This is a genomic window from Sphaerotilus sulfidivorans, from assembly GCF_013426975.1.
Taxonomy (GTDB): Bacteria; Pseudomonadota; Gammaproteobacteria; order Burkholderiales; family Burkholderiaceae_C; genus Sphaerotilus; species Sphaerotilus sulfidivorans.
Genome location: NZ_JACCPY010000005.1, coordinates 51,072 through 71,116 on the forward strand (window position 1 = coordinate 51,072; position 20,045 = coordinate 71,116).

The 20,045-nt window shown below is 66.5% G+C and carries 18 protein-coding genes; 10 read left to right on the forward strand and 8 right to left on the reverse strand.

Annotated elements, in window-relative coordinates; translation table 11 throughout:
* Window positions 1-37: 37 nt before the first annotated feature.
* A complete protein-coding gene (locus tag HZU84_RS04625; RefSeq protein WP_149505009.1) occupies window positions 38-1,336 on the reverse strand; it encodes a THUMP domain-containing class I SAM-dependent RNA methyltransferase in 1,299 nt (432 codons plus the stop codon).
* Window positions 1,337-1,555: 219 nt separating this feature from the next.
* Here HZU84_RS04625 and HZU84_RS04630 point away from each other — a divergent pair, with 219 nt between their 5' ends.
* Window positions 1,556-2,224, forward strand: a complete 669-nt coding sequence (locus tag HZU84_RS04630) for a YiaD family glycine zipper/OmpA-like lipoprotein (protein ID WP_149505008.1) — start codon at window positions 1,556-1,558, stop codon at window positions 2,222-2,224.
* 28 nt (window positions 2,225-2,252) lie between these two features.
* Here the strand turns inward: HZU84_RS04630 and HZU84_RS04635 are convergent, their stop codons facing one another.
* Window positions 2,253-2,549: a hypothetical protein gene (locus HZU84_RS04635; RefSeq protein ID WP_149505007.1), complete on the reverse strand. Its 297-nt coding sequence runs from the start codon at window positions 2,547-2,549 to the stop codon at window positions 2,253-2,255.
* Between the two features lie 138 nt (window positions 2,550-2,687).
* Here HZU84_RS04635 and HZU84_RS04640 point away from each other — a divergent pair, with 138 nt between their 5' ends.
* The 4 genes from HZU84_RS04640 (at window position 2,688) to HZU84_RS04655 (ending at window position 3,546) form a co-directional block, all read left to right on the forward strand.
* On the forward strand, window positions 2,688-2,873 hold the full coding sequence (locus tag HZU84_RS04640) for a CsbD family protein (RefSeq protein WP_149505006.1): 186 nt from the start codon (window positions 2,688-2,690) through the stop codon (window positions 2,871-2,873).
* A 61-nt stretch (window positions 2,874-2,934) separates the two neighbouring features.
* Complete coding sequence (locus tag HZU84_RS04645) at window positions 2,935-3,147, forward strand: CsbD family protein (RefSeq protein WP_149505005.1); 213 nt, start codon at window positions 2,935-2,937, stop codon at window positions 3,145-3,147.
* Window position 3,148: 1 nt separating this feature from the next.
* Window positions 3,149-3,325: a hypothetical protein gene (locus HZU84_RS04650; RefSeq protein WP_180692794.1), complete on the forward strand. Its 177-nt coding sequence runs from the start codon at window positions 3,149-3,151 to the stop codon at window positions 3,323-3,325.
* A gap of 44 nt (window positions 3,326-3,369) precedes the next feature.
* Entirely contained in the window at window positions 3,370-3,546 is a 177-nt protein-coding gene (locus HZU84_RS04655; RefSeq protein WP_149505004.1) for a DUF1328 family protein, read from the forward strand.
* On the opposite strand, the gene HZU84_RS04660 is transcribed toward HZU84_RS04655, so the two are convergent.
* The 3 genes from HZU84_RS04660 to HZU84_RS04670 all read right to left on the reverse strand — a co-directional run bounded on the left by HZU84_RS04660 (window position 3,536) and on the right by HZU84_RS04670 (window position 7,933).
* Window positions 3,536-4,747 carry a multidrug effflux MFS transporter gene (locus tag HZU84_RS04660; protein WP_149505003.1) on the reverse strand — a complete coding sequence of 404 codons (1,212 nt, stop codon included), beginning with the start codon at window positions 4,745-4,747 and terminating at the stop codon, window positions 3,536-3,538. The genes HZU84_RS04655 and HZU84_RS04660 overlap by 11 nt on opposite strands.
* Before the next feature lie 223 nt (window positions 4,748-4,970).
* Window positions 4,971-7,178: a malate synthase G gene (locus tag HZU84_RS04665; protein ID WP_149505002.1), complete on the reverse strand. Its 2,208-nt coding sequence runs from the start codon at window positions 7,176-7,178 to the stop codon at window positions 4,971-4,973.
* Window positions 7,179-7,234: 56 nt separating this feature from the next.
* On the reverse strand, window positions 7,235-7,933 hold the full coding sequence (locus HZU84_RS04670) for a haloacid dehalogenase type II (protein ID WP_149505001.1): 699 nt from the start codon (window positions 7,931-7,933) through the stop codon (window positions 7,235-7,237).
* A gap of 1,181 nt (window positions 7,934-9,114) precedes the next feature.
* Here HZU84_RS04670 and gapS4a point away from each other — a divergent pair.
* From gapS4a to ypfJ, 5 genes are all read left to right on the forward strand, one after another.
* Window positions 9,115-10,059: a GapS4a family protein gene (gene gapS4a / locus HZU84_RS04675; protein WP_149505000.1), complete on the forward strand. Its 945-nt coding sequence runs from the start codon at window positions 9,115-9,117 to the stop codon at window positions 10,057-10,059.
* Window positions 10,056-11,180, forward strand: a complete 1,125-nt coding sequence (gapS4b, locus tag HZU84_RS04680; RefSeq protein ID WP_149504999.1) for a GapS4b family protein — start codon at window positions 10,056-10,058, stop codon at window positions 11,178-11,180. The genes gapS4a and gapS4b overlap by 4 nt, the downstream gene beginning before the upstream one ends.
* Before the next feature lie 114 nt (window positions 11,181-11,294).
* Window positions 11,295-11,558: a hypothetical protein gene (locus HZU84_RS04685; RefSeq protein ID WP_180692792.1), complete on the forward strand. Its 264-nt coding sequence runs from the start codon at window positions 11,295-11,297 to the stop codon at window positions 11,556-11,558.
* A gap of 139 nt (window positions 11,559-11,697) precedes the next feature.
* Window positions 11,698-12,612: a LysR family transcriptional regulator gene (locus HZU84_RS04690; protein WP_149504997.1), complete on the forward strand. Its 915-nt coding sequence runs from the start codon at window positions 11,698-11,700 to the stop codon at window positions 12,610-12,612.
* A gap of 88 nt (window positions 12,613-12,700) precedes the next feature.
* Complete coding sequence (gene ypfJ, locus HZU84_RS04695) at window positions 12,701-13,603, forward strand: KPN_02809 family neutral zinc metallopeptidase (RefSeq protein WP_149504996.1); 903 nt, start codon at window positions 12,701-12,703, stop codon at window positions 13,601-13,603.
* A gap of 18 nt (window positions 13,604-13,621) precedes the next feature.
* Here ypfJ and HZU84_RS04700 read toward each other — a convergent pair whose 3' ends face one another.
* The 3 genes from HZU84_RS04700 to HZU84_RS04710 form a co-directional block, all read right to left on the reverse strand.
* Window positions 13,622-14,173 carry a hypothetical protein gene (locus HZU84_RS04700; protein WP_149504995.1) on the reverse strand — a complete coding sequence of 184 codons (552 nt, stop codon included), beginning with the start codon at window positions 14,171-14,173 and terminating at the stop codon, window positions 13,622-13,624.
* On the reverse strand, window positions 14,170-18,822 hold the full coding sequence (locus HZU84_RS04705; protein WP_149504994.1) for an EAL domain-containing protein: 4,653 nt from the start codon (window positions 18,820-18,822) through the stop codon (window positions 14,170-14,172). The genes HZU84_RS04700 and HZU84_RS04705 overlap by 4 nt, the downstream gene beginning before the upstream one ends.
* A gap of 109 nt (window positions 18,823-18,931) precedes the next feature.
* Complete coding sequence (locus HZU84_RS04710; RefSeq protein ID WP_149504993.1) at window positions 18,932-19,942, reverse strand: AEC family transporter; 1,011 nt, start codon at window positions 19,940-19,942, stop codon at window positions 18,932-18,934.
* Window positions 19,943-20,045: the final 103 nt, after the last annotated feature.

Genomic DNA, 20,045 nt, shown 5'->3' on the forward strand with positions numbered 1-20,045 from the left:
GTGCGGCAGCCACTTCGTCAATATGCCCCATCGGGTATCAGGCGTCTTGATCGGCGTCACGCACCGGTGCGCCCTCGGCGGGCCGGCCGGCGCGGTTCGAGCCGGCGACCAGGTCGAAGCGCAGCAGCCGGCACTCGATCGGGCCGTTCCACATCGGCACGCGCCGGCTCTCCTTCAGGCGCATCGCCTGGCCGAGCTTCGCGTCCGGCGTCAGCACCCAGGCGGTCCAGCCGGCGTGGTGGCGCTTCCAGTGCGCCGCCAGCGACGAGAAGAAGGCCTGCGAGGTGCCGCCGCCCTCGAAGTCCTCGCGCACCAGGCGCGCGGCCTGGCCGGCCGAGCCGGTGCCCTTGGCGTCGATGCGCTCGCCGTAGGGCGGGTTGAGCACCAGCACGCCGCGCTCGGCCGGGCAGGGGCGCTGCAGCGCATCCATCGTCTTGAACTCGATCGCGTGCGCGACGCCGGCCCGCTCGGCATTGCGGGTGGCGAAGTCGGTCATCCGGAAGGACACATCGCCGGCGAAGACCGGCACCGCCGGCGCATGCACCCGCGCGCGCGCCTCGGCCTTCATCGCCTGCCAGGCCGGGGCCTCGAGGCGGAAGGGCTGCAGCCGCTCGAAGGCGAAGCTGCGCTGCAGGCCCGGCGCGATGCCGCAGGCGATCTGCGCCGCCTCGATCGCGATGGTGCCGGCGCCGCAGCAGGGGTCGAGCAGCGCGCCGTCCTCGGGCCGGCCGTGCCAGCCGGCGGCGGCCAGCATCGCCGCGGCCAGCGTCTCCTTCAGCGGCGCCTCGCCCTTGGCCTCGCGCCAGCCGCGCTTGAACAGCGCCTCGCCGCTGAGGTCGACCGAGATCGTCGCGTGGTCCTCGTGCAGGTGCAGCACCAGCGACAGGTCGGGGCGGTGCGGATCGACATTGGGGCGCTCGCCGCTGTCCTCGCGCATCACGTCGCAGACGGCGTCCTTGATGCGCAGCGAGGCGAAGTGCAGGCTCTGCAGCGGCGAGCGCACCGCGGTGGTGTCCACCCGCAGCGTCTGGCGCGGCGTGATCCAGTCGGACCAGCGCACGCTGCAGGCCAGCTCGTAGAGATCGCGCTCGTCGCGGTAGCCGCCCTCGGCGACCTGCCACAGCACGCGCTGCGCCAGCCGGCTCTCGAGGTTGAGCCGCATCGCGGTGGCGGCGCTGCCGATCAGCGAGACGCCGCCCCGCTCGGCGCGCACCGACTCGGCCGCACGCGGCGCGCCGGCGGCCGTCAGGATGGCGCGCACCTCGTCGGCCAGCAGCGGCTCGACGCCAGCGGCGCAGGGAAGAAACAGGGGCGAGGGGTTCAGGACGGCAGGCATGGCGCGATTGTCGCCGCCCCAGGCCGCCGCCATGCGGCCAGACGCGACGCAAGGAACAGATACAGCCGTTGCAGTGCGCCAGCGCCCTTCTTAAGCCAGCCGGAATCGAAGTCCGGTCAACCGCGACAGACTCTGCCGCGTCATAGAGACACCGGTGCGTCCTGCCTCTGCACCCGTCGCATCTGCAGCGCGCCGGCCCACCTTGCCTGGAGAACACGCATGAACAAGACTTTCCTCCGTCCCGCCTCGCCCGCTCTCGTCGCCACCGTCGCTGCCGCGCTGCTGCTGGGCGGCTGCGCAAACATGAGCGAGCGCCAGAAGGGCACCGCGGTCGGCGCGGGCATCGGCGCCGGCGTCGGCGCGGTGATCGGCAAGACCACCGGCGGCAAGGCCGGCACCGGTGCGGTGGTCGGCGGCGCCATCGGCGCGGTCGCCGGCAACCTGTGGTCCAAGCGCATGGAGGACAAGCGCCGCGAGATGGAGCAGGCCACCGCCGGCACCGGCGTGACGGTCGCCCGCACCGACGACAACCAGCTGCGCGTCAACCTGCCCGGCGACATCTCCTTCGACACCGGCCGCTCCAACATCCGCCCCGACATGGCGCCGATCCTGAGCAAGTTCGCGCAGGGGCTGGACGGCTCGATGAATGTGCAGATCACCGGCCACACCGACAGCCAGGGCAGCGACGCGATCAACAACCCGCTGTCGAAGGACCGCGCCGATGCGGTGCGCGACTATCTGGTCGCCCAGGGCGTGCCGGCCACCCGCATCAGCACCGTCGGCCGCGGCGAGCATCAGCCGATCGCCGACAACGCCACCGCCGAAGGCCGCGCGAAGAACCGCCGCGTCGAGATCTTCCTGCGCGAGCCGGCCAAGACCGGCGGCTGAAACCGGCTGAGGCCGGCTCAGTGCCGCCTCAGTCCCACATCAGCAGTTCGGCCAGACGGCGCGTCACCCAGCGCGCCTCGTCCTCGGAGAAGCCGGACTCGGGCTGGGCCAGGCCCTGCTCGATGCGCACCAGCACCTCGTCCTCCGACACGCCCAGGTCGAAGTGGATGTGCTGCGCCTGCGCCACCAGCTGCTGCGACAGGTCCTCGCACAGCTCGTAGCGCTCGCGCACCTGCGCCACCGGCGTGCGCAGCCGGGTGCGGCTGCGGTCGCGGTGCAGGTCGAGGAAGGATTCGGGAATGAGGATCTGGTTCTCGTCGGACATGGTGGCGCCAGTGTAGGCGCGCCGTCCTACAGCCTGCCGCGCCCACCGCCGATGCAGCCCGGCCCGCCCCGCAGCGACCATGACTCCCATGGAACGGCACTTCGCCGCACCAGCCAACCCACCCCAAGGAGTCATGCCATGAACAAGGATCAAGTCGAAGGCCGTCTGGAAACCGTCAAGGGCCACATCAAGGAAGCCGCCGGCAAGGTGGTCGGCAACAAGAAGCTGGAGGCCGAAGGCCGCATCGACCAGGTCGCCGGCAAGACCCAGTCGAACTACGGCGACGCCAAGGAAAAGGCCGCCGACGCGGTCAAGAAGATCTGACCGGCCTGACGCCGGGCGCCTGACCCCTCGCCACCACGCCACGCTCGCCGGGAGAGCTTCCATGCTGCTGATCAATCGGGACCAGATCCAGGGCCGCCTCATGACAGCCCGCGGACTGATGAAGCGGGCCCTCGGCTGGGCCAGCCTGAACACGCTGATGCAGGCCGACGGCGAGCTCGACCGCATGGCGGGACTGCAGCAGGCACGCTTCGGCGATGCCTGCTGGCGGGTGGCGCGGCGCTCGGAGCAGGAACGCCTGCAGCGGATGTGGTGACATGGGCGCGATGACCGTGCCCGCACCGCAGCCGGTGGAGCCGATGCCGGTTCCGCCGCAGGAGATGCCGCCGCCGGCGGCGCCCGATCCGGTCGCTCCGCCGATCACGGATCCCCAGCCGCCGGGCATCGGCGAGCCGGTGCGCGAGCCCGGACACGCCCCGGCACCGACGGGCTGACGCCCTTTCCGACTCATTCGACTCATTCGACCAGGAGACCGATCATGCTCAAGTGGGCTCTGATCTTCGCCGTGATTTCGCTGGTGGCCGGCCTGTTCGGCTTCACCGGCATGGCCGCCGGCGCGGCGGGCATCGCCAAGGTGCTGTTCGTGCTGTTCCTGCTGGTGGCCGTCGTGTTCCTGGTGCTCGGCTACAAGGGCGTGCGCGCCATCAGCCGATAGCGCCCGGCGTGGCCGCGGCCGACGACAGCGCGGGCCGGCCGACCAGGCTGGCCAGCAGCGCGCAGCCGGCCACGCCCGCCACCATCGGCAGCGCGCCATGCGCATGGCCGCCCAGCGCCGACACCAGCGCCATCACCAGCGCGCCGCAGACCATCTGCACCGTGCCGATCAGCGCCGAGGCGGTGCCGGCGATCGCGCCGTGGCGGTCCAGCGCCAGCACCGGCACCGTCGGCGCCACCAGCCCGAGGCCGCCGTAGGCGACGAAGAGCAGCGCCACCAGCACCTCGAGCCGGTCGACGCCGGCGAGCGTCAGCGCCAGCAGCAGCGCGCTGGCCGCCAGATAGCCCGCGAGACCGCGCCGGATCACCCACGGCAGACCGTGGCGCTGGCACAGCCGCACATTGAGCTGCGCCGCGCCGATGAAGGCCACCGCGTTCAGCCCGAACAGCAGGCCGTACTGCGTCGGCGTCACGCCGTGGTGCTCGATCATCACGAAGGACGAATGGCCCAGATAGGCCATGAAGCCCGACATCGCGAAGGCGCCGGTCAGCGCCAGCGCACGGAAATGGCCGTCGCGCAGCAGCTCGGCCACCGCCGCGAGCGTGCCCGCCAGCGTGGTGCCGCGACGCGCCTCGACTGGGCGGCTCTCCTGCAGCTGCGTCAGCACCAGCGTCAGCGCCAGCAGCCCCAGCACGACGATGCAGCCGAAGATCCAGCGCCATCCTGCCAGCGCCACCACCAGGCTGCCGGCCAGCGGCGCCAGGATCGGCGAGACGCTGAACACCAGCATCAGCATCGCGCCCAGCCGCGCGGCCTCGACGCCGGTGTGCAGATCGCGCACGACCGCGCGCGGAATGACCATGCCGGCGCAGGCACCCACGCCAGCGATGAAGCGCATCGCGATCAGCGTGCGCGCATCCGGCGCCAGCGCGCAGCCCAGGCTGCCCAGCACGAACAGCCCCAGCCCGACCATCAGCGGCAAGCGCCGCCCGAAGCGATCCGACAGCGGCCCGTAGAGCATCTGGCACAGCCCGAGCGCGACGAAGAAGGCCGTCAGGCTCATCTGCACCTCGCCCGCGCTCGCGCCCAGCGCCTGCGCCATCTGCGGCATCGCCGGCAGGTACATGTCGATCGCGAACGGCCCGATCGCGGAGATCAGGCCCAGGATCAGGGCATGGCGGAGCAGGGCGGCATCGAGCATCGGGCGGCAGCGGCGGGCAAAGAGGGCATTGCACCATCTTCCGCGCGGCCGCGCCGGCTCACACACGTCATGCCCGCGAAGGCGGGCACCCACGCAGGGCACGGCGGCCCCCATCGTGGGCCCTCGCCTGCGCGAGGGTGACGGGGCGATCAGCGGGGGGCGGACCGGACCGGACCGGACCGGACCGGACCGGACCGGGACGGGACGGGACGGGCGTGCAGGCTCAGGCCTGACCGGCCTTCACCTTCAGACGCCACGCGTGCAGCAGCGGCTCGGTGTAGCCGCTCGGCTGTTCCTTGCCCTTGAAGACCAGATCCAGCGCGGCCTGGAAGGCGGCGCCCTGCGGGTTGGCCACCAGCGACTTGTAGGCGGCGTCGCCGGCGTTCTGCGCATCGACCTTGGCGGCCATGCGGCTGAAGGACTCGCGCACCTGCGCCTCGGTCACCACGCCGTGGTGCAGCCAGTTGGCGACATGCTGGCTGGAGATGCGCAGCGTCGCGCGGTCTTCCATCAGGCCGATGTCGTTGATGTCGGGCACCTTCGAGCAGCCCACGCCCTGGTCGACCCAGCGCACCACGTAGCCCAGGATGCCCTGGATGTTGTTGTCGATCTCCTGCTGCTTCTCGGCCTCGGACCACTTGGCTTCGGCGACCACGGGAATGGTCAGCAGATCGGTCAGCAGCTTGGTGGTGACCTCGGCGTTGTCGGCGTCGCCGCTGGCCTCGATCGCCTTCTGCACGTCCGACACCAGCACCTGGTGGTAGTGCAGCGCGTGCAGCGTGGCGGCGGTCGGGCTCGGGGTCCAGGCGGTGTTGGCGCCGGCCTTCGGGTGGCCGATCTTCTGCTTGAGCATCTCGGCCATCAGGTCCGGCATGGCCCACATGCCCTTGCCGATCTGGGCGCGGCCGCGCAGGCCGCAGGCCAGGCCGATCAGCACGTTGCGGCGCTCGTAGGCGGCGATCCAGCTGCTCGTCTTGATGTCGCCCTTGCGCATCATCGGGCCGGCCAGCATGGCGGTGTGCATCTCGTCGCCGGTGCGGTCGAGGAAGCCGGTGTTGATGAAGGCCACCCGCGACGAGGCGGCGGCGATGCAGGCCTTCAGGTTCACCGAGGTGCGGCGCTCCTCGTCCATGATGCCCAGCTTGACGGTGCTGTCGGCCAGGCCCAGCAGCTGCTCGACGCGGCTGAACAGTTCGCAGGCGAAGGCGACTTCGGCCGGGCCATGCATCTTCGGCTTGACGATGTAGACCGAGCCCTTGCGCGAGTTGCGCAGGCCCGGCGTGCCCAGGCCCTTGAGGTCATGCAGCGCGATGGTCGTGGTGATGACCGCGTCCATGATGCCTTCGGGGATCTCGCGGCTGTCGGCGCCCCACAGGATGGCCGGATTGGTCATCAGGTGGCCGACGTTGCGCACGAACAGCAGGCTGCGGCCGTGCAGCACCACTTCGCCCTGACCGCTGGCGGCGGTGTAGACGCGGTCGGCGTTCAGGCCGCGCGTCATCTCCTTGCCGCCCTTCGAGAAGGTTTCGGTCAGCGTGCCGCGCAGGATGCCCAGCCAGTTGCGGTAGCCGACCAGCTTGTCCTCGGCGTCCACCGCGGCGACCGAGTCTTCCAGGTCGAGAATGGTCGACAGCGCGGCTTCCACCACCACGTCGGACACGCCGGCGGCGTCGCTGGCGCCGATGACGGTCGAGCGGTCGATGCGGATGTCGATGTGCAGGCCGTTGTGCGCCAGCAGGATGCTGGTCGGGCTGGCGGCCTCGCCCTGGTAGCCGACCAGTTGGGCCGGGACTTCCAGGCCGGTGAGGGCGCCGCCGGTGGTCTTGACCACCAGCTGGCCGGCCTCGACCGCGTAGCCTGCGGCGGCCTTGTGGCTGGCGTTGACCAGCGGCGCGGCCTGGTCGAGGAAGTCGCGGGCGAAGGCGATGACCTTGGCGCCGCGCGCCGGGTTGTAGCCGCGGCCCTTCTCGGCGCCGCCCTCTTCGGAGATGGCGTCGGTGCCGTACAGCGCGTCATAGAGCGAGCCCCAGCGCGCGTTGGCGGCGTTCAGCGCATAGCGGGCGTTCAGGATCGGCACCACCAGCTGCGGGCCGGCCTGGATGGCCAGCTCGTCGTCGACGTTGGCGGTCGTGGTCTGCACCTCGGCCGGCACCGGCACGATGTAGCCGATCTTCTCCAGGAAGGCGCGGTAGGCGGCCATGTCGGCGACCGGACCCGGGTTGGCCTGGTGCCAGCCGTCCATCTCGGTCTGGATGCGGTCGCGCTCAGCCAGCAGCGCGGCGTTCTTCGGCGCCAGGTCGCGCACGATCGCATCGAAGCCGGCCCAGAAGGCGGCCGAGTCGACGCCCGTGCCCGGCAGGACCTGGTCCTCGACGAAGCGGAACAGCTCGGTGGCCACTTGCAGGCCGTGGATGGAGGTGCGGTCGGTCATGGTGTCAGCCTCGGATGAACGGTGAAGAAAGGTGGAACGGATCAGGTCAGGTCAGGTCAGAAGAAGCCGAGCACGTCGCGCAGGCTGGTGCCGGTGCGGGTGGGCTCGGTGCCGAGCGGGTCCAGCGGCAGGCCGGCGCGGTTGACCCACAGCGTGGTGTAGCCGAACCAGGTGGCGCCGATGGCGTCCCAGCCGTTGCTGGAGACGAAGAGGATCTGGCGCGCATTCAGGCCCAGCGTCTTCGGGCCGAGCGCGTAGGCGCGCGGGTCGGTCTTGAAGGCCCGCGCCGGCTCGACGCTGATGACATGGTCGAGCAGCGGCCCCAGGCCGGCGCTGCGCACCGCGATGCCGAGCATGCCGGGATCGCCGTTGCTCAGGATGCCGGCCGGAATGCCGCGCGCCTTCAGGCCTTCGAGCACCTCGCGCACCTCGGGGAAGGCGCTCAGGTGCCGGTACTGGTTCATCAGCGCCAGTTCGGCGTCGGTGTCGAGCACCTGGCCGAGCCGCGCGCAGGCGAAGCGCAGCGCATCGCGCGTCAGCTCCCAGAACGGGCGGTAGCGCGAGCCGTCGGGCGCGCTCATCGTCACCAGCCGGGTGTATTCGATCTGCTTGTCGCGCCACAGCAGCGCCAGCGCCTCACCGCGGCCGGGAAAGCGCTGCTCGGCCACCAGCGCCACGCTGTAGACATCGAACAGCGTGCCGTAGGCGTCGAACAGGACGGCCTGGGGGGCGGTGGCGGCGGACAGCTTGTGCATGGTGGACGCCACTTTATTGCAACCTTGCAAGATCATTGATGGCTTGAAAATCGAATGATTTGTGACTGAAATGCGTGTAATTCCTGAACTGAGGACTTGTCGCCCGCGCGCTCCAAGAGACCGGAGAGAGGGAAGGAGGGAGCGAAGGGGCAAGCCTCGACCCTGCACGCCGCGGCGGTGAAGCCGCGCAGGCGTGTCGGGCTGGCCCCTGGGCGTGGACGGCGTGACGCGGACCATCGGTCGGTCAGTCGGTCGCATTCGGGGGTCGCGGGCGGTTTCGACGCGCGCGACAGGCTGCCTTCAGGGCTCGAACGCCCCACCACACCCGTGACAGCTTGCGCCTCTGGGTCGCCGGTGTCGTGGTTCCCGCTCTACCGGCGTGACGAGTCCGCGCGCCGAGCCGGGACGCGCACAGGGGGCGACAAGTCCGTGGAAGAGAACCCCTGTGGCGTGACGTGCAGACGCGCGAACGCCGACGGGCGCCCCGAGAAAGTCAGGGGGCGCGCGGAGTCGGTCGGTCCGTGGTGGGCGGAGTCAGCGCAGGCGTGGCGGGCGGCGCAGCCAGCAGGGGATCAGACGAGCGGGGAAATGGAGGGCGTCAGCCATGAATGGCTCCAAGCGACAGGGTTTGAACCTGCTGCTCCTCCCTGCCAAGAGAGGGGCGGCAGACCGTGCAGGTTGGCAGACCGGGCTTGGACCGGCAGGGGTTGCCCCCTCCCACACGGCCCGCCATAGACGAAGCCATGCGCGCAGCTCACTCCCCATCGGGACGTGAAAAAGCCGCGTCGGGCGCGGCTGCTGCGCCAAGCTACCGGGCTGCCAAGCCCGTGCCCGCAGTGGGTGCGAGCGGGGCGAATGCTACACCGACGCCAAGGGGCAGTGGTCTGCTCAGCATGTTGTTACATGTGAGGGGCTGGCGAACGGGGGGGCCGCAGTGGACGAGCGGATCCGGGCGCGGGTATGCTTTTCCGCATTTCGGGGCGTAACGGGTTGCGCCAGCAGTGCAGGCTTTGGGGTCGTTTTTACGAGGAGCAAACCATGCAAGACAGAGAAAAACTTCAATCCCGGCACGGACTTACGTTCCGCAGTCCGAAAGCTGATATGCAGCATCTTGGTTGTTACGCCAAAAAGGCGTAACTTTGATATTACACCACACATACTCGTAATTATTAAGGACTTTTATGGGTGAACGATCCAAGAAAATTGGAGAAATCGGCGAGAATATCGTCGAAAATTTTTTTAGTTTAATAGGATGGGAATCTGTTATCCCAAATCAATCATTAAAATGCCGAAAACCACAAAAACATGCAAGAAGCGGAACCAAAGGAAACAGAGAAACACATGGAATTGATTTCTCTTTTTGCTACAAAAGCCCCCTTGAAAGCTCCACCATTGAAACCATTATTATTTCGGTAAAGCATACAGGCGAGCCCTATGAAGCAAGCCCAAAACATACTTTCAAAAAACATGCAGAAGACCTTGTCTACACTCTGGAGTGCTATAAAAACTCAGAGCTAAAAAAGTCACAAATAGAATCTTTTGGTCGGGTCATTAAAACCAAAGACACCGGCGTATTATTCTGGATATCCAGCAGCAACAACACCTATGACGACGTTGTATCAAAATTATCAAACACTCGATTGGATCCGGAATGGATTTTCGAGTCATTCCATATTGTTGACAATAAACGGATAAGATTTATATACGAAACAATAAAATTTCTCCACACTTCAATTGATCGTGAAAACATCAACTTCTACTATCCAGAAACAGCACTAAGCTACGTTGATAATACAATTTCAAGATTTGGCAAAGTTTGTCCAGTTGAATTTTTAACATCACCCATTCTTCCATTAATTATAAAACCATCGAATCCCACAGAACAGGATATATTTTGCCTCTCCTCTATTGACCAATTTGACTGCGATGGCTTAAAAAGATTAATTCGAGCCGCAAGAGAATACACGCAAGACATCAGCTGTCAATACCTATTAATTTTTCCAAATTATACTAAACTCGAACATCTTGAAGCAGTCAAAAGTGCATTCATTGGGTTAGATCCATCATTCACATCTAGAATTTCGATTCAATCGTATCGGCCAGACTTCAGGAGTCTTGATAAATGAATTACGAAAATCATGAGGAAGTACTGCTTCCAACACGGGACTTTCTTCGCCAATTAATTGGTCAACCCAAAGTAAAAAATACTGATTTAAAATCTATTTTAAGATCTAGGGGCGTTTTCACCGGAAGTGATGAAAAAGAAATAGTTGGGCCAATCCTTATCAAAACAGGCCTTTCTCCTGTAGAGTACATCGATTTACGAGAAAATTATAAAAGCAAAGAAGAATCACCGAAACTAAAAACACGAACAATTGCATGGAGCACCGCCACCCCGTTAATTGAAGCAATTCCGGAAAATATTAATTACGATACCATATTAAATGATAAATTTGGCGTTATATCAATCAGAAAATTAACAGGATTTACCGCACTCGAAGACAATTCGGACCATATTTATATGGATTTTGAACTATCGAGAAGCGATGCAATTAAAAATATTGGTGAAAATATTTCCAGCCACCAAGGCAGAGTTGAAATCCGGCGAGACCCGTCAGATAATTTATTAAATATTTCAATAATGCACACGGCATCCGAAACACGAGACTTTAGCCACAAAATCACAAATCACTTGATAAAGCACTTTAAAGATGAAGGCCATATTGATAAACATGAGCAAGTAAAAGTAATTCGCTTTAATGATTTTGACAACACTGGCAGAATATTATTTTTAAGTGAGTTAACGCAACGAGTCCAAGCAACTGCACTCACATTTGTAGACACAAAAGATATTCACTTTTCCCCAGACAATTCAATAAAAGATCCTCCCCCCAACATAGCTTGGATGAAAGATAAAATTGAAGACATGAAGATTAAAGGCACTGATCTTCATTCAACATTTTTTGTAAAGGATGCAGAATCCCATCCATTTATTCAACTATTTGGACTGCAGTGTGATTATAACTTTTCACTCGACAAATCAGAAGGAACTTGCCGTATACTTTTTGAGTTTTCAGAAACCGACGAATACAATAATGTAGAACTCGTCCTAAATCTTTCTTTACTAAAAATGGAAGCAAATGACTCTGGCATCTCGAGAAACATAATAAAAAGAAAATTGCTAGAATCGCTTGAAAATTTTAAATTGGAAACCTATGAAAAATATAGAACAAAACAAGTTGCATAAATAACCATTGCGTCTATTAAACCGGCAACTATCTCTATGACATAAATTCGACGTTTTCCTTGCAAATCAAGGACTTGCAAATTTTTCAATATAATGCTTTTGATTGCCGGTTTAATGACGTCACCCAAACCACTTCGCGCATCGGTTTGGGCGCCGCAGGTAAACTTTATGTTAAAAATCATTAGCTGGTTTTCATCGAAATCACGCCCCGGCAAGGCCGTGGATGCAGGGCTGAACCTGCTGGACACGGCGATCGGCTTTGGCCTGGTGTCCGTGGCAGCCGTGGCGGCGGTGTTTGGAAAATTCCTGCTCGGCGGGTTGCTGGCCGCATTGGCGCTTGGCGTATTTGTTCGTCTGAAGCGCCGCACAAAGTCCTGAGCGTCCGCACGGACACGTTGTTCTCGATGTCGAACGGCGGGACTCGAGGCCGCGCAAGCAACTCCGCCTCGTGCAAGCGCATCGGCCGCTCGTCCCGCCACCCACCCCTTCCGCCGCTCTTGCCCATCCCCCACCCCGCATGGACCGTCTCAAGCAGCTCGAAACCTTCGCCGCCGTGGTGCAGCGTGGCAGCCTGAGCGCCGCCGCGCAGGCCGAGGGCGTGGCGCCCGCCGTGATCGGCCGGCGCATCGACGCGCTGGAAGAGCGCCTCGGCGTGAAGCTGATGGTGCGCACCACCCGCCGGCTCTCTCTCACCCACGAGGGCAGCGCCTTCCTGGAGGACTGCACCCGCATCCTGGCCGACATCGCCAGCGCCGAGGCCAGCGTCAGCGCCGGCGGCGTCAAGGCCAGCGGCCATGTGCGCATCACCGCGCCCGGCGGCTTCGGCCGGCGCCATGTCGCGCCGCTGGTGCCGGGCTTCCTGGCGCAGCACCCGGAGGTGTCGATCTCGCTGAACCTCTCCGACCGGGTGATCGATCTGGTCAACGAGGGCTACGACTGCGCGGTGCGCGTCGGCGACCTGCCCGACTCCAGCCTGATCTCGGTGCGGCTGGCCGACAACCGGCGGCTGTGCGTGGCGGCGCCCGCCTATCTGGCGCGCGCCGGCGTGCCGCAGCATCCGCTGGAGCTGATGCGCGGCGGCCATGAATGCCTGACGCTGAGCTCCGAGGCCAGCCAGTCGCGCGGCTGGGCCTTCACGATCGACGGCGAGGTGCAGCACCTGCGCCCGCCCGGCCGGCTCGACTGCACCGATGGCCAGGTGCTGCACGCCTGGTGCCTGGCCGGCCTGGGCCTGGCCTGGCGCAGCACCTGGGAGGTCGAGGCCGATCTGGCCGCCGGGCGGCTGGCGAGCGTGCTCGACGCACACGCCGCGCCGCCCAACGGCATCTACGCGGTGCTGCCGCATGTGCGCCACCTGCCGCTGCGGGTGCGGCTGTGGATCGATTTCCTGAAGCACTCCTACGCGACACCGGGCTACTGGACTGCAGGATGAGGCGCAGCCGCACGCTTCATGGCAGCATGATCTCCGGCAACAATTCACGAACCCCAAAGTACCAGGGGCCGGACCGAGGAGAGCGACGATGAAGTGGGATGGACAGCGCGAAAGCAGCCAGATCGAGGACCGCCGGGGCAGTGGCGGCGGCGGTCGGGGTGGCGGCGGCATCCGGGTGGGTGGCGGGCGAGGGGTCGGCCTGGGCACGATCGCGGTCGCGCTGGTGGCTGGCTGGATCTTCGGCATCAACCCCGGCACGATCATCGGCGTGCTCGGCGGCCTGGAGGGCGCGGCCCCCGGCGCCACGCAGCAGGCCCCGGCGCCCAGCGCGACACGCAGCGCGCCGCAGGACGAGAACGCGCGCTTCGTCTCGACGGTGCTGGCCTCGACCGAGGACATCTGGCAGGAGACCTTCCAGGCCTCCGGCCGCGACTACCGCAAGCCGGTGCTGGTGCTCTACCGCGGCTCGACCCGCTCGGCCTGCGGCACCGGCCAGGCGGCGATGGGGCCGTTCTACTGCCCCGGCGACGAGAAGGTCTACCTCGACCTGGGCTTCTTCGAGACGATGCGCCGCCAGCTCGGCGCGCCGGGCGACTTCGCGCAGGCCTATGTGGTGGCGCACGAGGTCGGCCACCATGTGCAGCACCTGCTGGGCATCACCGACCGGGTCGACGCGCTGCGCGGCCGCCAGAGCGAGGCGCAGGCCAACGCGATGTCGGTGCGGCTGGAACTGCAGGCCGACTGCTTCGCCGGCGTCTGGGCCGGACGCTCGCAGCAGGCGAAGAACTGGCTCGAGCAGGGCGATCTGGAGGAAGCCATGAACGCCGCCTCGCAGATCGGCGACGACACGCTGCAGCAGAACGCCGGCGGCGCGGTGCGCCCGGAGAGCTTCACGCACGGCTCGAGCGCGCAGCGCATGCGCTGGTTCCAGCGCGGCTTCCAGAGCGGCCAGGTGTCGCAGTGCGACACCTTCCAGGCACGCAGCCTCTGAGCCGAGCGGCGGCGCCGCTCAGCCCGGCGGCGCCATCTCGGCCAGGCAGCGCGGGCAGACGCCGTAGTCGACCTGCAGCGGTCGCGCCGCGTGAATGTGCTCGGGCGGCTCCCAGTAGCCCTGGGGCGTGCAGACCCACAGGCAGATGCTGCAGCGCAGCCACGGCGGCGTGCCGGTGCCTGGCTGCGAGACCACGCTGCGGGTCTCGAAGCGCAGTGCGGTGGCGCGGGGCCGGGCCTGCACCAGCGTGTGCTCGATGCGCACCCAGCCGTCGGGCAGAGGAACCAGACGCATCTGCATCTGCCGCGACAGCGCGGGCGCATCGCAGCGGTAGTTCAGCAGGCGAGGCTGCCGGGTCAGCCGGGAGGCCTGCAGCGCGGACTCGATGAACATGCGCGTCGTGTCGCCCGCCAGAAAGCGACCCAGCGGGCGGCCGATCACGCCATGACGGAAGGCGTTGCCACTGCCCTGGCCCGCCAGCGCCGCCGCATCCCAGTCGGGACTCACGTCGATGACCCGATTGTCGCGGTCGAGCAGATACCAGGAGGCCAGCTCCCCACCCGGGCTCACGGCGTGCATTCGAGCATCGCGGCCGAAGCCAGCCAGCGCTCGCAGGCCTCGGCCGGCATCGGTCGCCCGCGCAGGAAACCCTGCACCAGCAGATCCTGACCGCGCTCGCGCAGGCACTGCTGCAGCGCCTCGGTCTCGACGCCCTCGGCGACCAGCCGCAGGCCCAGCGCCCGGCCCAGACCGATGACCGCCTCGACGATCTCGCGATCGTCGCGCTGGTCGGCCATGCCCTGCACGAAGCTGCGGTCGATCTTCAGCTCGCGGATCGGCAGGTGCCGCAGCAGCGCCAGCGACGAGTAGCCGGTGCCGAAGTCGTCGAGCGAGAGCTGCACGCCCAGCACCTCGAGCCGGCGCAGCACCCGGTCGAGCGCCTCGTCGCGCCGCAGCAGCGCGCTCTCGGTGATCTCGAGCACCAGGCGCTCGCCGGGCACGCCATGCGCGATCAGCAGCTGCTGCAGCCGGTCGGGCAGGCCGGCGTCACGCATCTGGCGGGCGGCCAGATTGACCGACATGCACAGGTCCACATGGCCCTGCGCCCGCCATGCCGCCAGCTGCCGGCAGGCCTGGTCGAGCACCCAGTCGCCGATGCGCTCGATCAGCGAGGACTCCTCGGCGATCGGCAGGAAGACCGTCGGTGCGATCAGCGTGCCCGCCGGCGACCAGCGCAGCAGCGCCTCCACGCCATGCACCGCCCCGGTGCGCAGATCGACCTGCGGCTGATAGTGCAGCACCAGCTCGTCGCGGCCGAGCGCATGGCGCAGGCCACTCTCGATGTGCAGACGCTGGCGCGCGCTGCTGCCGACCTCGCTGGCATAGAACTCATAGCGCCCGCGCCCGGCGTTCTTGGCGCGGTACATCGCCGCATCGGCATGGCTGAGCAGCGTGGCCGCATCGCTGGCATCGCCCGGATAGAGCGCCACCCCGATGCTGGCACCGGTCGACAGCAGCGTGCCGCGGAACGGGATCGGCTCGGCCAGCAGCAGCTGGATGCGCTCGACCGTCAGCAGGCACTCGTGGCGCGAGCTGTTCTCGAGCAGCAGCACGAACTCGTCGCCGCCCAGCCGCGCCAGCGTGTCGCAGGCGCGCACGCAGCCGCTGATGCGCTGCGCGGCCAGCTTCAGCACCTCGTCGCCGGCGTCATGGCCCAGGCTGTCGTTGATGGTCTTGAAATGATCGAGGTCGATGAAGCACAGCGCGATCTCGGTGCGCTGGCGCCGCGCATTGTCGATCGCATGGCTGGTGCGGTCCATCAGCAGGCTGCGGTTGGGCAGCGTGGTCAGCGCGTCGTGAGTGGCCTGATGGCGCATTTCCTCGCGGGTACGAGTCAGGTCGGAAATGTCGGTCAGGGCCACCACCACATGGGCGATGCCGCCGGTCTCGTCGGACAGCGGACTCGCCGACATCCAGCAGGTCGCCATCGAGCCATCGGCGCGACGGCCGGTGACCTCGCCCTGCCAGCGCCCCTGCCTATGGACCTGCGCCAGCAGCCCGGGCAGAAAGTTGTCGTCATCGTGCCCGCCGCACAGGAAGTCCGCCGGCTGACCCAGCAGCGCCGCCTCGCTGCGGCCTGCAAGCTGGCACAAGGCCCCGTTGACCCGCCCGATGCGGCCGTCGGCATCCAGGATCATCAGCCCCTCGGAGCTGACCTCGAAGACCTTGGCGGCGATGCGCAGCGACTCGTCGGCCTGGCGCACCGGCGTCAGATCGACCGCCTGCATGCCGATCGCCTCGAGCGTGCCGGCCGCGTCATATAGCCCGAAGCGGGTGGCCCACCACCAGCGCTTCTCGCCGGCCACGACGAAGGACTGCTCCAGCTCGGTGGTGGCGCCGTCGCGCAGCAGGTCGAGATCCGCCTGGCGCAGCAGGCTGGCAATGTCGGCAGGCATCACCTGCGCATCGGTGCGCCCGACCAGATCGCCCGTCGCCCGCCCGAAAAAATCGGCATAACGCGAGTTGGCGAACTGGTAGCGCCCGCTGGTGTCCTTGATGGCCATCAGCGCCTGTCCGTGGCTGAGCACCGACAGCAGCCGCTGCTCGACCTGCCGTGTCTGGCGTTCGGCCCGGGCCAGGTCGGTGTTGTCGACCACCGTCAGCACCACGCCGCGGCGCTCGCCGCCCAGCACGTTGTGGCTGAGGTGCAGCACATACTCGCGCCCGTCCTCGCCGGGCGGCAGCTCCAGGGACAGCGGGCTGGCGCTGGCCTGGGCCTGCGCGACGGTGGCCACCAGATCCGGAATGCCGCTGGGACGGTACATCGTCGACAGCGGCAGCCCCGTCGCGCCGCGGCTGAGCCGGAAGAGCTGCTCGGCCGCCAGGTTGTAGCGGTTGATGCAGAACTTTTCGTCGATCACCAGCATCGGCATCGTGATGCTGTTCTGGATGCTCTGCAGTTCCTCGGCCAGCTGCTGGTGGCGCCGCCACTGGTGGTTCAGCTCGGCATTGACGGTGGAGAGCTCCTGGTTGGTGGCCTGCAGCTCCTCGTTGGCCGACTCCAGCTCCTCGTTGCTGGCCTGCAGCTCCTCGTTGGTGGCCTGGGCCTCCTCGTTGAGCGCCTGCATCTCCTCGTTGAAGGACTCGAGCTGCTCGATCAGGCTCTTCATGCGCGCGCGCGCATCGGCCAGCTCGGCGGCCTCGGCGGCGCCCGACTCCGCCGGCGTGATTCGGCGCGTGCCACGCGCGCGCATCGGCAGAAAGGCCAGCAGCACCAGCCGACTGCCCGAGTGGCCCGCACCGCCTGCCCCGGCAAAGGCGTGCAGGACCATCTGCCAGCGCTGGCGCCGACGCTGCTGCACCAGCGTGATCTCGGCCTGATGGGTATCGCGCGAGCCATCGCCCAACAGCGCGCACAGCAGGCGCAGCTCGGTCTCGATCTCGGGGCGGGCCATCGACAGCACATCGAAGGTCTGCGCGCCGGCCCGCAGCTGCAGGAAAGGCGAGACCTCGCCATGCACCAGCAGCACCCGCAGACGCTCGTCGAGCAGCACGCAGGGCGGCAGATACAGCCGCGCACCTTGACGCAGCAGCGCCAGCTCCAGCTCGACCGCGCTGGAGGGCATGGCTGGTCGCTGCGGCACCGGGGCGGCCGGCGCACGGACGGCCGCAGTCGGGCTCTCCAGGACATCCGGCGGCGTCAGGTCGATGGCCGTGCTGCCCAGTCGAGCGGTCAGCGCAAGCCCGGCCCGGCGCTCGTACAGCCGCACGCCGTTGTCGAACGAGCGGAACAGATCCTCATGGTGCAGCGTCGACTCGTTCTGGCCCAGCATCAGCAGCCCACCCGGGCGCAGCGCGAAATGGAACATGCGCATCACCCGTGTCTGCGCCTCGGGCTTCAGGTAGATCAGCACATTGCGGCAGCTGATCATGTCGAGCCGGGGAAACGGCGGATCGCGGGTCAGGTCATGCCGAGAGAAGACGATGCTCTCGCGCAGCACCTTGTCGATCTCGACATGCTGACCCAGCGCATGGAAATGCAGCGCACGCAGGCGGTCGGGCAGCGCCGTCATCGTGGCCCCGTCGTACACGCCGCGCCGGGCCTGCTGCATCGCCTCCAGATCCAGATCGGTGGCAAAGATCTGCAATGGATGCTCGTCCAGCCGGTCGCCCAGCGCGTCGCGCCAGACCATCGCCACCGAATAGGCCTCCTCGCCGGTGGCGCAGCCCGCCACCCAGACCCGCACCGGCTCGCCGGCCGGCTTGCGCGCCAGCACCCGCCCGACCTGCTCGACCAGGTGCTCGAAGGCCAGCGGATTGCGCCAGAAAGAGGTGACCGAGATCAGCGTCTCGCGCGCCAGCGCCTCGATCTCGCCCGCATCGGCCGCCAGCCGCTCGAGATAGGCCGGCAGCGTCTCCGCGCCCACTGCCTGCATGCGCCGGGCCAGGCGGCGGCGCAGCGTCGGCTCCTTGTAGTCGGCCAGATTGATGCCGCAGTGCAGGCGCACCCGCTGGAACAGCGCATTCAGATCGGCATCGGCCGGGATCGGCAGCACCGGCACCAGCAGCTCGTCGTCGACCCGGTCAGCCGCAGCAAGAATGTCGGCTTCTCCGATCGGTGAACTCATCGGGGCAGCGGCCCAGAGCGCAATAGCACGGCCCATGCCCTCCAGGGACATGCGCCGGTTGCGCCCGACGCTGCGCTCGGCGGCTTCGGGCATGCCGCTGTAACGGGCGCTGTCGGCGCTTTCCACCAGCACCAATCCTCCAGCGTCCCGGATGCGCCGAAGCCCGTGCGCCCCGTCGCTGCCGGTGCCCGACAGCACGATGCCGGCCGCACGCGGTCCGAGCTGCTGGGCCAGCGACTCGAAGAACAGATTGATCGACGGCCGCGGGATCGAATGCGGCTCCGGCTCGGCCAACCTCAGCCGGCCGCCCTCGAGACGGATGTGCGCATTGTTCGGCGTGACCAGCACGGTGTCGGGCCGGGGCAGATCGCTGTCGCCGACCTCCTGCACCGTCATCCGGGTGTGCGGCCGCAGGATCTCGGCCAGCACCGAACGATGGGTAGGCGTCATGTGCTGCAGCAGCACGAAGCACAGCCCGGAATCGACAGGAAGCTGTGCGAGCAGCAGGCGCAGGCTTTCCAACCCGCCGGCCGACGCCCCCACGCCAACCAGCCCCGCCAGCACGGGCGGACTCTCCGTTGTCATCTCCATGCCGATCGCTCCGTACTGCCCATGCAATTACTGCTGTCTTTTGCAGCAGATCTGGCCGCTCATCGTGCCCGAAATTGTTCAGTTCAGGAGCACATTTCTGTGACGCCATTCACGACTGACCCGCCCCCCCCACCCCGAAACCCCAGGCCACCAGCGCGAAGCTGCCAAAGGCCAGCACCGTCGAGGCCAGGATGATCCGGGCCACGCGGCCGTTGTCGGCGCGGTAGCGCTCGGCCAGCAGGGAGACGTTGCTGGCGCTGGGCAGCGCAGCAGCCAGCGTCAGCACCATCAGCTGGAAGTCGCTCAGGCCCAGGCCGGCCTGCTGGGCCAGCCGGCCGCCACCCCAGACCAGCGCCGGATGCACGACCAGCTTGATCAGCGCCACCGGCAGATAGCGGCGCGGCGACATCGGCGGCGCGGGCTGCCCCTGCGCATCCAGCCCGGAGCGCCACAGCACCGCGCCGATGGTGAACAGCGCCACCGGGCTGGCGGCATCGGCCAGCATCGCGATCACCCGGTCGACCGGACCAGGCAGCGTCAGTCCGGTCACCGACATCAGCGCGCCCAGACCGATCGACCACGGCAGCGGATTGGACAGCGCCGCGCGCAGCGAGCGCAGCACCGCCGCCCGCGCGGCGGCCGCGTCACCCGCATGCGAGGCGGCCGGATCATCGTGATGCAGCTGCGCGATGGCGATGCACAGCGAACTGGTGACGAACAGGTCCAGCAGCACCGTGGTGATGACCGGCCCGGCCGCCGCCGGCCCGAGCAGCGCCACCAGCAGCGGCACACCCATGAAGCCGGTGTTGGGAAAGGCCGCCACCAGCGCACCGAAGGCGGCATCGCGCAGATTGCCGGCCGCGCGCCGGGTCAGCACGATCGTCAGCGCCACCACCGCCAGCGCGCAGGCCAGATAGAGGCCCAGCACCACCGGATCGAGCAGCTCGGCCACCGGCAGCCGCGCGCCGAAGCGCAGCAGCATGCAGGGCAGCGCGAAGTACAGCACGAAGGCGTTGAGCCCTGGCACCGCCGCCAGCGGCAGCAGCCCGCGCCGTGCGGCGAGGTAGCCGATCAGGATCAGCGCGAAGAACGGAACGGTGACGGTGAGGATGGCCTGCATGGTCCGACAGTATCCCAGCGATGTTCCGGGGTGACATCCGGACAGGCATGCCGGACAGCGACAATCGGCGATCCGTTTTTCCACATCCGCCGTCCGACGGAGA

What these genes read in the sequence shown, in the direction of transcription:
- HZU84_RS04625 (WP_149505009.1), bottom strand. Translation starts at nt 1,336, where the DNA reads ATGCCTGCCGTCCTGAACCCCTCGCCCCTGTTTCTTCCCTGCGCCGCT.
- HZU84_RS04630 (WP_149505008.1), top strand. Translation starts at nt 1,556, where the DNA reads ATGAACAAGACTTTCCTCCGTCCCGCCTCGCCCGCTCTCGTCGCCACC.
- HZU84_RS04635 (WP_149505007.1), bottom strand. Translation starts at nt 2,549, where the DNA reads ATGTCCGACGAGAACCAGATCCTCATTCCCGAATCCTTCCTCGACCTG.
- HZU84_RS04640 (WP_149505006.1), top strand. Translation starts at nt 2,688, where the DNA reads ATGAACAAGGATCAAGTCGAAGGCCGTCTGGAAACCGTCAAGGGCCAC.
- HZU84_RS04645 (WP_149505005.1), top strand. Translation starts at nt 2,935, where the DNA reads ATGCTGCTGATCAATCGGGACCAGATCCAGGGCCGCCTCATGACAGCC.
- HZU84_RS04650 (WP_180692794.1), top strand. Translation starts at nt 3,149, where the DNA reads ATGGGCGCGATGACCGTGCCCGCACCGCAGCCGGTGGAGCCGATGCCG.
- HZU84_RS04655 (WP_149505004.1), top strand. Translation starts at nt 3,370, where the DNA reads ATGCTCAAGTGGGCTCTGATCTTCGCCGTGATTTCGCTGGTGGCCGGC.
- HZU84_RS04660 (WP_149505003.1), bottom strand. Translation starts at nt 4,747, where the DNA reads ATGCTCGATGCCGCCCTGCTCCGCCATGCCCTGATCCTGGGCCTGATC.
- HZU84_RS04665 (WP_149505002.1), bottom strand. Translation starts at nt 7,178, where the DNA reads ATGACCGACCGCACCTCCATCCACGGCCTGCAAGTGGCCACCGAGCTG.
- HZU84_RS04670 (WP_149505001.1), bottom strand. Translation starts at nt 7,933, where the DNA reads ATGCACAAGCTGTCCGCCGCCACCGCCCCCCAGGCCGTCCTGTTCGAC.
- gapS4a (WP_149505000.1), top strand. Translation starts at nt 9,115, where the DNA reads ATGGGTGAACGATCCAAGAAAATTGGAGAAATCGGCGAGAATATCGTC.
- gapS4b (WP_149504999.1), top strand. Translation starts at nt 10,056, where the DNA reads ATGAATTACGAAAATCATGAGGAAGTACTGCTTCCAACACGGGACTTT.
- HZU84_RS04685 (WP_180692792.1), top strand. Translation starts at nt 11,295, where the DNA reads ATGACGTCACCCAAACCACTTCGCGCATCGGTTTGGGCGCCGCAGGTA.
- HZU84_RS04690 (WP_149504997.1), top strand. Translation starts at nt 11,698, where the DNA reads ATGGACCGTCTCAAGCAGCTCGAAACCTTCGCCGCCGTGGTGCAGCGT.
- ypfJ (WP_149504996.1), top strand. Translation starts at nt 12,701, where the DNA reads ATGAAGTGGGATGGACAGCGCGAAAGCAGCCAGATCGAGGACCGCCGG.
- HZU84_RS04705 (WP_149504994.1), bottom strand. Translation starts at nt 18,822, where the DNA reads ATGGAGATGACAACGGAGAGTCCGCCCGTGCTGGCGGGGCTGGTTGGC.
- HZU84_RS04710 (WP_149504993.1), bottom strand. Translation starts at nt 19,942, where the DNA reads ATGCAGGCCATCCTCACCGTCACCGTTCCGTTCTTCGCGCTGATCCTG.